At 39.0% G+C, this 13,097-nt stretch carries 13 protein-coding genes and 1 tRNA gene; 10 read left to right on the forward strand and 4 right to left on the reverse strand.

Features of this window, described 5'->3' with window-relative positions; genetic code table 11:
- Window positions 1-34 precede the first annotated feature (34 nt).
- From BLT94_RS13230 to BLT94_RS13265, 8 genes are all read left to right on the forward strand, one after another.
- Window positions 35-961 carry a M23 family metallopeptidase gene (locus BLT94_RS13230; protein ID WP_092234941.1) on the forward strand — a complete coding sequence of 309 codons (927 nt, stop codon included), beginning with the start codon at window positions 35-37 and terminating at the stop codon, window positions 959-961.
- Window positions 962-1,093: 132 nt separating this feature from the next.
- A complete protein-coding gene (gene secA, locus BLT94_RS13235) occupies window positions 1,094-3,616 on the forward strand; it encodes a preprotein translocase subunit SecA (protein WP_092234944.1) in 2,523 nt (840 codons plus the stop codon).
- 13 nt (window positions 3,617-3,629) lie between these two features.
- Window positions 3,630-3,938, forward strand: a complete 309-nt coding sequence (gene clpS, locus BLT94_RS13240) for an ATP-dependent Clp protease adapter ClpS (protein WP_014958370.1) — start codon at window positions 3,630-3,632, stop codon at window positions 3,936-3,938.
- Window positions 3,939-3,940: 2 nt separating this feature from the next.
- A complete protein-coding gene (clpA, locus tag BLT94_RS13245) occupies window positions 3,941-6,199 on the forward strand; it encodes an ATP-dependent Clp protease ATP-binding subunit ClpA (RefSeq protein WP_092234948.1) in 2,259 nt (752 codons plus the stop codon).
- Entirely contained in the window at window positions 6,200-6,901 is a 702-nt protein-coding gene (gene aat / locus BLT94_RS13250) for a leucyl/phenylalanyl-tRNA--protein transferase (protein ID WP_014958372.1), read from the forward strand.
- 82 nt (window positions 6,902-6,983) lie between these two features.
- Complete coding sequence (locus BLT94_RS13255) at window positions 6,984-7,379, forward strand: FxsA family protein (RefSeq protein WP_014958373.1); 396 nt, start codon at window positions 6,984-6,986, stop codon at window positions 7,377-7,379.
- 18 nt (window positions 7,380-7,397) lie between these two features.
- On the forward strand, window positions 7,398-7,919 hold the full coding sequence (locus tag BLT94_RS13260) for a nitroreductase family protein (RefSeq protein WP_092234952.1): 522 nt from the start codon (window positions 7,398-7,400) through the stop codon (window positions 7,917-7,919).
- 22 nt (window positions 7,920-7,941) lie between these two features.
- The gene (locus tag BLT94_RS13265; RefSeq protein ID WP_092234955.1) at window positions 7,942-8,808 is read left to right on the forward strand and encodes an HDOD domain-containing protein; all 867 of its coding nucleotides are present in this window, start codon (window positions 7,942-7,944) and stop codon (window positions 8,806-8,808) included.
- A 5-nt stretch (window positions 8,809-8,813) separates the two neighbouring features.
- On the opposite strand, the gene BLT94_RS13270 is transcribed toward BLT94_RS13265, so the two are convergent.
- A complete protein-coding gene (locus BLT94_RS13270; RefSeq protein WP_245743119.1) occupies window positions 8,814-10,082 on the reverse strand; it encodes a YihY/virulence factor BrkB family protein in 1,269 nt (422 codons plus the stop codon).
- A complete protein-coding gene (locus tag BLT94_RS13275; protein WP_245743121.1) occupies window positions 10,082-11,062 on the reverse strand; it encodes an NAD-dependent epimerase/dehydratase family protein in 981 nt (326 codons plus the stop codon). The genes BLT94_RS13270 and BLT94_RS13275 overlap by 1 nt, the downstream gene beginning before the upstream one ends.
- A gap of 196 nt (window positions 11,063-11,258) precedes the next feature.
- Between BLT94_RS13275 and BLT94_RS13280 the strand changes: the two genes are divergently transcribed.
- A tRNA-Gly gene (locus BLT94_RS13280) sits at window positions 11,259-11,333 on the forward strand.
- Between the two features lie 252 nt (window positions 11,334-11,585).
- Entirely contained in the window at window positions 11,586-12,197 is a 612-nt protein-coding gene (locus BLT94_RS13285; protein ID WP_092234961.1) for a phosphoesterase, read from the forward strand.
- Here the strand turns inward: BLT94_RS13285 and BLT94_RS13290 are convergent.
- Both BLT94_RS13290 and amrA read right to left on the reverse strand, forming a co-directional pair.
- The gene (locus BLT94_RS13290; protein ID WP_014958379.1) at window positions 12,186-12,446 is read right to left on the reverse strand and encodes a YerC/YecD family TrpR-related protein; all 261 of its coding nucleotides are present in this window, start codon (window positions 12,444-12,446) and stop codon (window positions 12,186-12,188) included. The genes BLT94_RS13285 and BLT94_RS13290 overlap by 12 nt on opposite strands.
- Window positions 12,447-12,521: 75 nt before the next feature.
- Window positions 12,522-13,097 carry an AmmeMemoRadiSam system protein A gene (amrA, locus tag BLT94_RS13295; protein ID WP_092234964.1) on the reverse strand — a complete coding sequence of 192 codons (576 nt, stop codon included), beginning with the start codon at window positions 13,095-13,097 and terminating at the stop codon, window positions 12,522-12,524.

The raw sequence follows: 13,097 nt of genomic DNA on the forward strand, positions 1-13,097 counted from the left end.
ACATCTAAAAAAATTCTAACTAAGAAGGGTCATAATGAGAAGGGCAATTAAAATATGGTTTCATTCCGGCGACACTTCTGATATCAGGGAATTTTCTATCCGCAAATCAGTATTTGGGGGGCTGCTTCTCATGATCCTTTCTGCGATTGCAGGAGCTGCCTTCATTGGATACGACTACTGTCGATTGAAAAATGTCTCATGGAACAACACTGTTTTAAATCACACCATCATCAAACAGGAAAATGAAATCAAAAGCCAGAGAAGTCAAATCCAGACCTTTGCCGGTGAAATAGAAATTTTAAAAAAACAGGTTGGCAATCTGTCTAAATTTGAAGATAAAGTAAGGATTATAGCCGATATTAAGCAGACCAGTGATTCCAGCGGATTGATCGGCATCGGGGGCATCCCCGAAGATGAGCTTGACCCGGATATTCCGTTGGAGCAGAAACATACCAGCCTGATGCGTGAAATGCACCGACAGACCAACCAAACAAATATTGCAGCCCGGAAACAAGCGCTTGATTTTGAAAATCTTATTAAATTGCTTGAACAAAAAAGAAACCTTCTGGCATCCACGCCTTCCATAAAACCGGTTGACGGATGGATCACTTCCAAATTCGGATATCGGAAATCCCCTTTTACCGGACGAAAAGAATTTCATTCCGGAGTGGATATCTCAAACAGAAGCGGGACAAAAATCGTTGCAACGGCTAACGGCAGAGTTTCCTATGCTGCCCACAAAATGTATATCGGCAATATGGTTATGATTGATCATGGTCATGGTCGGATCACCAAATACGGGCATTTGAAAAAAATTCTGGTTAAACAGGGCCAGGAGATTAAACGAGGGGAGGTCATCGGTATCCTCGGCAATACAGGAAGAAGTACAGGTCCCCATGTACATTATGAAGTCCGACTTAATGGTACGCCTGTAAATCCCTTAAAATACTTTCTGAATTAGTCCATATTATTTTTATTCTTTATCAAAATACAAAATTAATTGAAATTTTTTGTTTTAATTTACCCGATTAATGCTTATATGTTTTCATATGAAACATATAAAAACATATTTTAATTATAGGTAACCCATTAAATGCTATTCAATTTTTTTACGAAAATATTTGGCTCCAATAATGACCGGATTTTAAAAAAGCTCCAACCGGTTGTCGAACAGATCAATCATCTTGAACCTCAAATGCAGAGATTGTCTGATGAGCAGATTGCACTCAAAACAATAGAATTCAAACAAAGAGTGAAAGCCGGAGAAACACTGGATGATATCTTACCCGAAGCTTTTGCCCTGGTCAGAGAAGCCTCTGTCAGAACTCTTGGCCTGCGCCACTTTGATGTTCAGCTGATTGGGGGTATTGCACTTCACAATGGAAGCATTGCTGAAATGAAAACAGGCGAAGGAAAGACATTGATGTCCACCCTTCCCGCCTATCTTAATGCCTTATCAGGAAAAGGGGTTCACATTGTTACGGTAAATGATTACCTGGCCAAAAGGGATGCCGAATGGATGGCTAAGATCTATAATTTCCTGGGATTAAGCGTAGGTGCGATTATCCATGACATTGACGACCAGGAAAGGAAAACTGCATATAGTGCGGACATAACCTATGGCACAAACAATGAATTCGGGTTTGACTATCTCAGGGATAACATGAAATTCGACAAAGACTCCCTTGCCCAGAAAGACCTTAATTTTGCCATTGTTGATGAGGTTGACAGCATTCTGATTGATGAAGCCAGAACACCGCTTATAATCTCAGGACCGGGTGAAAAATCAACCCATTTTTATACCCAGGTCAATACAATTATCCCATCCTTTCAAAAAGACACTGATTATACACTTGATGAAGAATCAAAAAGCGTTTCTTTAACAGAAGACGGAATTGCCAAGGGTGAAAATTTTCTCAAAGTGGATAATCTCTATGATCCTGCAAATATAGAACTTCTCCATCATTTGAACCAGGCCCTGAAAGCACACACAATTTTCAAACGGGATACGGATTATATTGTTAAAAATAATCAGGTTATTATTGTTGATGAATTTACAGGGCGGCTGATGACCGGAAGACGTTATAGTGAAGGACTTCACCAGGCCCTCGAAGCAAAGGAAAACGTTAAAATTGAAAATGAAAACCAGACTCTTGCCTCCATCACCTTTCAAAATTTTTTCAGGATGTATGACAAACTATCGGGTATGACAGGTACGGCTGAAACCGAAGCTGCTGAATTTAAAAAAATATATGACCTTGATGTTCTGGTCATCCCAACCCACCAGGAAATGGTACGCAAAGACTATCCTGATCTGATATATAAAACAAAAAAAGAAAAATATGCTGCTGCCATAGAAGAGATCATACGGCTTTCCAAAAAAGGTCAGCCTGTTCTTGTGGGAACTATTTCTATTGATATTTCAGAGGACATGAGCAAACAACTCAAAAAAAGAGGTATCAAACACACGGTATTAAATGCCAAGCATCATAAAGCAGAGGCCCAAATCGTTGCCAATGCAGGCCAAAAAGGTGCCGTAACCATTTCCACCAACATGGCCGGCCGCGGTACGGATATTGTTCTTGGGGAAGGAGTTAAAGAGCTTGGCGGACTCCATATTCTGGGAACATCACGCCATGAATCCAGACGCATCGACAACCAGCTTCGAGGCCGTTCCGGCAGACAGGGTGACCCGGGCTCCTCAAGATTCTATCTATCTTTGGAAGATGATATTTTAAGAATCTTCGGCGGAGACAGAATCCATGCAATTATGGACAAACTTGGCATTGAAGAAGGCGAGCATATTGAACATTCTTTTATCAGCAAAGCCATAGAAAATGCCCAGTCAAAGGTGGAGGGTCATAACTTTGAAATCAGAAAACACCTGCTTGAATATGATGATGTAATGAACCAGCAACGTGAGGTCATTTACCGGCAAAGACGCAAAGCATTGCTTGAAGAAGACTTAAAACCGGTTGTTTTGGAAATGATTGAAGACAAAGCTTATGATGTTGTTGATGAATTTGCCGTGGAAAAAACTCCTATCCGGCAATGGGATATTGAAGGCCTTGAAAACAGAATCAAACAATTGTTTAACATTAACCCTGAACTTAAAACTGCAGTTGATGATAATTTTACGGCACAACAACTGTCAGAAAATCTTTTTGAGCAATTAAAAGAAACATACAACCAAAGAGAAGCATCCATTGGAGAAGAGATCACAAGACAAATCGAACGGCATATCATTCTTCAAACCGTTGATACCCGGTGGAAAGAACATCTATTGTCCATGGACCATCTAAAGGAGGGTATTGGGCTGCGCGGATATGCACAGCAGGATCCTTTACGGATTTACAGAAAAGAAGGCTTTGATATGTTCCAGGGTTTGATGGAAACGGTAAAAGAAGAAATAGTGGATATTTTATTCAAAATCCGGATATCAACTTCATCCCAGATAGAGGACATAAAAAAAAAAGAACAAGATGATCTTACTTTTTCCCATTCAGACGGGTCCAGCATACAACAACCCGTAAAAAGATCCTCTATAAAAGTACAAAGAAATGACCCTTGCCCCTGCGGAAGCGGTAAAAAATATAAAAAATGTTGTATGCGTTAGGAGTTTAAAATTAATGACATCCACTGATTCCAGAACAAAAGAGGACGTTTCTTCCAGGACAAAAAAAGTCCCGCCGCCCATGTATAAGGTCATTCTCCATAATGATGATTATACAACAATGGAGTTTGTTGTGGAAATTCTTGTAAACGTTTTTGGAAAATCACTTGAAAAAGCAACGCAAATGATGCTTAATATACATAATAAGGGAAAGGAAATCTGTGGTATCTATCCAAGGCAAATCGCAGAAACCAAAGTAGAAACAGTTCACAACCTGGCAAGCAATAAAGGCTTTCCTTTAAAAAGCACTATGGAAAAGGAGTAGGTATGATAAGCAAAGAACTCAGTACAGCTCTCGGTTTTGCCGTACGGGAAGCAAAAAAAAGAAGGCATGAGTATGTATGTGTTGAACATGTTCTTTATGCAATCCTTAACCATGAAACAGGTGCCCAGACAATTGAAAAATGTGGTGGCAGTCCTGAACAGATAAAAGAAGAACTTGAAAAATTCTTTGATGAAAAATTAACAAAAATTGATTCCAAAGAAGAATATGTTTTACAGCAGACCATCGGGTTCCAGCGGATGATACAGCGGGCCATCAACCAGGCCAGATCCGCTGAAAAAACCGAAGTCAATTTAGGGGATATTCTTGCATCCATTTTCCAGGAAAAAGATTCCCATGCCGCTTTTTACCTCGAATCTGAAGGAATTACCCGCCTTGACGTTTTAAAATATATTTCGCATACGTCGGAACCTGTAAAAAAACCAACTCCGCCAATGGATCCTTCACAAAAAATATTCAAACCGACGGATATAAAACCCAAACGGCAAACAAAGAAAGATCCTTTGGAAATTTTCACAACAGATCTGTTGAAAAAGGCATTGGACAAAAAAATTGATCCTCTCATCGGAAGAGCCGATGAAACAGACAGGGTTATGCAGGTGCTTTGCCGCAGAAGAAAAAACAACCCTATCCTTGTTGGAGATCCCGGCGTTGGAAAAACCGCTATTGCAGAAGGACTTGCTTTGAAAATAAACAACAAGGAAGTGCCGGATCTGCTGGAAAATTGCGAATTGTTCTCCCTTGATATGGGAACTCTTCTGGCCGGAACAAAATATCGGGGTGATTTTGAACAAAGGCTCAAAGATGTTATCAATGCTCTTGAAGCAAAGGAAAACGCTTTACTGATCATTGATGAGATCCATACGGTGGTCGGTGCAGGTGCTACCACCAGCGGTTCAATGGATGCCTCAAACATTTTAAAACCGGCTCTTTCTTCCGGAGATATTAAATGCATCGGCACCACAACCTATGAAGAATATAAGAATCATTTTGAAAAAGACCGGGCTTTTTCAAGAAGATTTGAAAAAATTGAAGTACCGGAACCTTCCCTTGAGGAAACCACTCAAATATTGACCGGACTGAAAACTTTATACGAAGAACACCACGGCCTGACCTACCCGGCAGAAACCATTGAAGCTGCGGCCTATCTTTCTGACAAATATATCAATGACCGGTTCCTGCCGGACAAAGCCATTGATGTAATTGATGAAACAGGAGCCTATCTTCGGTTAAAAGGCAAGGGGCATCGAAAAATAGTCAGCCCCAAAGATATAGAAAACATTGTTGCAAAAATTGCCAAAGTGCCGGTCACAAGCGTTACATCGACAGACAAAGCCAACCTGGAATCCCTGCCCAAAAAACTGTTTAAAGTCATATTTGGACAAGATGATGCCATCCAAACCCTGACCACGTCCATCAAACGGTCAAGAGCCGGATTGGCAGCCCCGGATCGTCCCATTGGCTCGTTCCTCTTCATGGGACCCACAGGCGTGGGTAAAACAGAAGTGGCAAAACAACTTGCCTATCAACTGGGGATAGAATTCTTAAGATTCGACATGAGCGAATACATGGAAAAACATGCTGTTTCCAGGCTGATCGGTGCCCCACCGGGATATATAGGATTTGATCAGGGCGGAATTTTGACTGACGGTATCAGAAAATCACCCCACTGTGTTCTTTTGCTGGATGAAATTGAAAAAGCCCATATGGATCTGTATAATATACTTTTACAGGTCATGGATTATGCAACCCTGACAGATAACAACGGCAAATCAGCAGATTTCAGGAATGTTATCATCATAATGACCTCTAATGCAGGTGCAAGGGAAATGAGTTCCAACGCCATCGGATTCGGCTCCCAGGTATCAGATATGGACTCCAAGGGCTTAAAAGCTGTTGAAAAAACATTCAGCCCTGAATTTAGAAACCGGCTTGACGGTATTGTCCAGTTTAACCATCTGTCCCTCAAGGTCATGGAAATGATTGTTGACAAGAACATGACAGAACTTAAATCCATGCTCAAGATTAAAAATATTACCTTGACTTATTCGGCAAAAGTTCGAACATTTCTTGCAAAAGAAGGCTATGATCCCAAGTTTGGTGCCAGACCTTTGGATAGACTTATCCAGACCAGGATAAAAGACAGACTCACAGATGAAATTCTTTTCGGCAGTCTGGAAAAAGGGGGTAAGATATCCATTGGTCTCAGAAATAACAAGATGAATTTTACATATAAAAGCTGAATGCCCCTTTTCAGATTATCAAAAAAATTAGATTTTCCCCCGGCCTGGCTTGCAAGGTCTGACGGCCTTTTATGCATCGGGGGAGATCTTTCGACCAAAAGACTGCTGCTTGCCTATGAAAACGGAATATTTCCATGGTTTTCACAAGATGAACCTATTTTATGGTGGTCCCCTGATCCACGGCTTGTACTATTTCCCCAAGACATCAATATTTCAAAAAGCCTGAAAAAGAAAATAAAAAAAAATCTCTTTAATATCAGAGTTGACTCTGCATTTGAACAAACCATTACCGCCTGTGCAAAACCACGCAAACATGAACCCGAAGGCACCTGGCTTATAGATGAAATGATAGATGCTTATATAAAGCTTCACACACTGGGATATGCTCATTCCGTTGAAACCTTTCGAGAAGACAAATTAGTCGGCGGATTGTATGGTGTCTGCCTTGGCGGATCTTTTTTCGGTGAATCCATGTTTTCTTTTGAAAGTGATGCGTCCAAAATTGCTCTGGTTGCACTTGCAACCCATTTAAAAAAATTTTGTTTTGACCTGATTGACTGTCAGGTTACAACCAGTCACCTGCTTAGAATGGGAGCCACTGAAATTTCCAGAAATTCTTTCCTTGGTATCATCAATAAATCCGTTAAAAGAGAAGATATCAAAAACATCTGGAGTCCGGGTGCCTGTCTCACAGTACTTTAACGTATTGTCAAAAACTTGACAAAAAAGGTTTCAGTACCATTATGTGAGATATATTAGCCCCCAAAATAAGGAGCCCAAAGAAATGCTTTTAAAACTGTTTTTATGTTTTACCCTGATCCCAGTTATTGAACTTTATCTCTTAATAAAAGTCGGAACCGTCATTGGAGGGTTCAATACCATTTTACTGGTTATCCTGACAGGATTTTTAGGAGCCTGGTTTGCCAGAATAGAAGGCATGAATACCATGATTAAACTTAAGATGAACCTGCAACAGGGACTTATGCCGGCCGAAGAATTGGTTGATGCCGTTATTATATTCATTGCAGGTGTCGTACTGCTAACCCCCGGACTTATCACCGATGTGTTTGGATTACTCTTGTTATGGCCTGTGACACGAAATAAATTCAAACAAATGGCAAGAAAAAAATTCGATGAGATGCAATTGCAAAACAATATTAATATTACCCGTTTTCATTAATACCTGGAGGAATCAACCATGTTTTTAAATCTGATTAAAGGCAGAAGAAGTATCCGAAAATTCAAGGACAGGCCTGTTGAAAAAGAAAAAATAAACACACTAATTGAAGCTGCCTTGAGATCTCCTTCCTCAAGAAGCATCAACCCATTGGAATTTATTGTTATTGACGATAAAATCATCCTTGAACAACTTTCCAAAGCAAAACCCCACGGTGCAGGATTTTTAAAAGAAGCTGCCATTGGAATTCTGGTCTGTGGTGATGCATCCAAAAGCGATGTCTGGATTGAAGATGCATCCATTGCGTCTGTCTTTATCCATCTGGCAGCACATGACCTGGGACTTGGCAGTTGTTGGATACAAATCAGAAAAAGAGCCCATAGCGATTCCAAAACTGCGGAGACTTATATTAAAGAACTTTTAAACCTGACACAGGATACAATACTGATTGAATCCATCATTGCCATTGGTTATCCTGATGAAATAAAAAAAGGCCATGCAAAAGATTCCTTGCAATTCCATAAAGTTTCTTTTAATACATAATATTTGAAACTTAAAGGATTGAATGGAAATAAAAGATCAAATTCTGAAACTGGTTCAAAAAAAAAAGAGCGATCTGCCGACTCTTCCGGTTGTTATTGACAAAATTATCACGGTTGCATCAGATGAAAAAACAACAACTAAAGAACTTGCTGATATTATTTCCTTTGATCAGGGAATGACAAACAAATTATTAAAACTTGCCAACTCCATTTACTATGCACAAAAAACAAAAGTTGATACCATAAAAAAAGCCATCATAGTTATCGGATTTGATGAAATTGTCGGCATTGCTCTGGGCATGGGGATACTTTCCACTTTCACGGACAAATCAGGACTCAGCCTTGATATGAAAGCTTTGTGGATACATGGTATTGGTGTAGCCACAGTTTCTAAAGAAATTGCAAAAAAAAAAAATCCCGAACTTTCAAAAAAAATTTTTATTCCTGCCCTGCTTCATGATATGGGAAAGGTTATGTTTTCCATATATTTCAGGGATGAATACAGGAAAGTCAGGCAATTTGCCATGGAGAAAAAAAAACCGTTGTATTTTGCTGAAAATGCCTTATTCAAACTGGATCATGCCGTACTTTCAGCCCTATTGATGAAGCGATGGAATTTTCCCCAATCTATTCTGATGCCCTGCAGGTTCCATCATACCCCTGATTCTTCCCCCCCAAAATTCAAGCATCACGCTTTAATTATAAATCTGGCGGATTATCTGACTCAAAAGGCAGGGATAGGCCATAGCGGGAACCCTTTTCCAGTTGCAGTCAAAAATTCTATTCAAAAAGTCGGTATCAATCCATCAATAGCAAAGCTTATCATAGACCAAGTGAGACGAAAAGAAGATGAAATAAAAGAGTTCTTTAATATCACAACAGTTTCGTAACACACTCAAATATCTCTAAATTTTCTCTCTCCGGGTGACTGTTTGCAGGCTTTGACAAACTCATGAAGACTTTCTTCCAGAACTTCAAACTCTATGGTTCCGCCAGCCTGGACTATTTTATCACCTCGTTGTTCAAATGCAGTCAATACATCTGTAATTGTAAGGCATTCTATATCGTAAGCAGGGACATACCCCTTGCCGTTCAAGACATTTGCTTCCAAAAGGATATGGCAATCAATGAGTTTTGCCAATAATACTTTAACTATTTTTAATGGGATCTTTATCTCAGATGCAATTTCAATATCCAAAGCAGGTGTTTCTTTGTTGGCAAACCGTTTCACACACAGGTGAACGATTCGCAAAACAAGTAATTTCTTTAACCGGATACTGATTTTGTCATAATCAATATCCCTGGTTTCCAGTGCTTCTGTATTTTCCCAGGAAAATGCAATTTCAGCCCCAAATAAAACAATTGCCCAGGAGGTCTGCAACCATATCAAAAAAAGAGGCAAGGCGGCAAAACTGCCATAAATCGCATTATAATTGGAAACTCCAACCTGGAATTTCAGATAGGTCATCTGAGCGACTTGAAATATAGTTCCCGCAATCATACCGCCGGCCAATGCCGCTTTAATCTCCACTTTCTTGTTGGGGATAAAAATATAAAAGAAAATAAATAATATCCAAATTGGGAAAAAAGGGAAAATATTAAACCCAAAGGAAACCAAGTTTTCGATATTTCCGGGAAGCTTTATATTGGACAAAAACTGTGCAAGATATGCGGTAATAAAGATGTTGGCGCTGCTTGAAAAAATAACCAGGATACCTGCTGTAATTGAAATGGCGATATAATCAGTAAATTTTCGAACCAATGATCTGTCGTCATTTACCCACCAGATCTGATTAAATGCGTTTTCAATATGACCAATGAGTTTTATAAGCGAATAAAACAACAGGATAATTGCAAAAACAGCCATCAAGGAGCCTTTTGTCCTTTCCAGAAGATTGACTGAAAAAGCAAGAACATTCCGGATAACATCTTCATTACCAGCAAACAATTCAAGAACCTGTTTTTCCAAAAGCTCCTTAAACCCAAACCCTTTTGCAATACCAAATGCCATAGCCATCACAGGAACAATGGATAACAGCGTGAAAAGGGTCAAAGACGATGCCCGAAGATCACATCGATCCTTCCTAAACCCTTTGACAGCAAAACAAACAACCTTTATGATCTTGTCATAACTGAGCAAAATATTTTTTTTAAAATTATTCATCACCCTTTTTTTAATCTTTGAATTCCCTCTTTTGTTGAAACTTTTGGATAATATCCCAACTCTTTTTTGGCCCTTGAAATATCAAACCAATGAGATGTAGCCAGTTCCTTTGCAACAAAACGGGTCATTGGCGGTTCTTTTTTAATTTTAAACAGCGAATAGACAAATTCAAAAAAAGATCCTGCAATGTATGCCGACTTTGCAGAGACATGTCCTTTTACAGGTGGTAAGCCGGCAGAATCCAGAAAGGCATTGATCATTTCCCATTTTGAAATAGGCTCGTCCTGGCTGACAAAATAAACATTTCCCGACAACAAAGGATTTTCCAACAGCTTTTGAGATGCCAGGATATGAGCATCGGCTGCATTATCAACATAGATGGTATCGACCAGGTCATCTGTTCGCCCTACCCTTTTTAATTTATCAGCCTTATTGACAATGCGCGGCAGCAGATGCTTATCTTCCGGCCCCCAAATCAGGTGAGGACGAATAATAATGGTATTCAACCCCTTTTTCACAGCCTTTATGACCAATTTTTCAGCCATGGCTTTGGTTTCCGGATAAGGTGCCAGATAATTTTTCGGGTATGGGACGCTTTCATCAACATTTTCCATATCATATTCATCAAATATCACACTTGGGGAACTGGTATAAATCAATTGCTTAATGTTATTCTCCAGACCAGCGGCGATAACATTTTGGGTTCCTGTCACATTTACCCGGAAAAAATCCTCAAAAGGCCCCCAAATTCCTGGTTTTGCCGCAACATGAAAAACAGCATCAATATTTTTGAAAGCTTTTACAAGGGCTTTTTTATCGGCTATATCTCCTTGTATCTGTCTAATGCCCATTTTTTCAAGATCAGGATAAAACTTGCGTGAAAAAGAAGTAAGATTTAATTTTTTATTCAATAATTTTTTAAGAATCGCTTTACCTAAGAAACCGCCGCCACCAGTAACCATTATATTTTTTATTTGCATTCTCCACCTTTTTTTATTTACCGCGCTGCATATGAAAAATGAGTATTCTCAATGCCTGATGTTGTGACCAAGCTTTTCAGATGATTATAGCATATTTAATTTAGACACAACAAAAAAGTCCCTCTTATCAAAATTTCTGTTAATCTTCCCTTGACAAAAATAAAATTTTGAAGTAGTTAAAACAAACTTTTGCTGAGCGGGAATAACTCAGTGGTAGAGTGCGACCTTGCCAAGGTCGAAGTCGCGGGTTCAAATCCCGTTTCCCGCTCCATCTTTCATTTTATATAAAAGCACTTCAATATACTGTAATAATTAAGATTTTCAATCTTTGTTGCGGCAGACAATTTTACTATATATGTTATATATAAAAATCTTTGATAATATCAATAGTGACTTTTATTATTTGTTGTGGGCAAACCCGGGTAAAAGACCAATTCTACTCATGGCAGTTTTTCAGAACTAATCAATCAATAAAAGGCTTCAAAAACAAACAAAAAATATTGAAAAACAAAAGGACAATTTTGTGACCGAAACCGTTTTATGCATTAAAAAAGAGCTGTTACCGGAATCATGGGTACAACAAAAAAGTGTCGTACCATTGGATCTGAATCTGTTTATTAAAAATTGTTCTATTGCAGGGTTTAAATTTATCGACCGTCCTGATGCTGAAAAATCGACCTCTTACAAGCAGATTATTCCCTATATCATCCTTCAGACCAGAGATTTAAAAAAAACTGCTGTTTATAATAGACAGGGAAGTGAACAAAGACTTCATGATCTCTGGTCCATTGGAATCGGGGGGCATATCAATCCTGTTGACAGGGAAAAAGAAAACGACTCTTTTGAAAAAATCCTGATGTCAGGCATGGAACGCGAATTAAAAGAAGAACTTTATAAAAGGCCTGAAGGAGAGTTGCCCAGTTTTATCGGAGTAATCAGTGAAAACATTACAGATGTAGGCAAGGTTCATCTGGGTGCTGTTTTCAGGATACTTACAGATTCTCCTGAAAACTTTTTACCCGGACAAGAACTGTTTCAATTTTCATGGAAAAAAACAAAAACCCTTGACCGGTTAAATTTGGAATTATGGTCTACGCTCTCATTAGACCTGATATCTGCTCAATTAAGAATTTAACACCTTTAGTACAAGGGAATCTTTATTCTTTAAAATTTTTGATCCCCTTGTAATCTTACACAGGCTTATACCATATTTTTCTGCAATTTTCCGCTGGGTCAGTCCATGGTGAAGATCCTTTAAAAGCTTCCACCGCAATGAAATATCATCCAGTTCGGCAGGCGTGAAAATATCCTCAAAAAAACGGTTTAACTCCTCAAGGTTATCGATTGATAATATTACTTTCAACAATTCTTGATCAACTGCCATCCCTCACCTCGTCTGTGTGTTGTTTTTTATAAAAACCACCGTGTTATATTTTGTTCAAAAAAAAACATACCAGTGTTACTCTTCAAATAATTGAACCTGATAAGTATAGACACTCAGGTCACCGCACTTCCATGCATTTGATGACAATCCGGCTTTCATACACAGCTGCGTTAAAAATGATTCAGGCTCTTGAAGCTGCTGCCATACCTGGGGCAGAAAGGTTGCACTGTGATCCTGCTTTTTGATTATCACACCATCAATATCAGGCCTGAGCCTTGCAACCAGCTCATCGGCATCCGTGTAGTCAAGTTTTTCAGGGCGGGTCAGGATACTGACTTCAATGGTTGTATGCTTTAACTCTTCATAGGACAGCGGGCTGAATCTTGAATCATTAAAGGCTGCATGTTTTGCATTTTCCTTGACCCCTTTCCAAACTGTTTTAACCGGTTCAATATTACCGATACATCCTCTTAAATTACCTTTTTTATGTAAAGTGACAAAAGTTCCACGGCTTTCTTCCAGGACTAAATTTGAAACCTTCATCTTTAACTCGTCATAATCTTCATTTTCTTTTCCAAACTCTCGTAGAATATTTTCTCTTGCAAGCTTTAAAAGCAATATCCCATCTTGTTTTGATAGTTTCTCCGTCAT

The organism is Desulfobacula phenolica, assembly GCF_900105645.1.
In the GTDB taxonomy this organism is placed as follows: Bacteria; Desulfobacterota; Desulfobacteria; order Desulfobacterales; family Desulfobacteraceae; genus Desulfobacula; species Desulfobacula toluolica.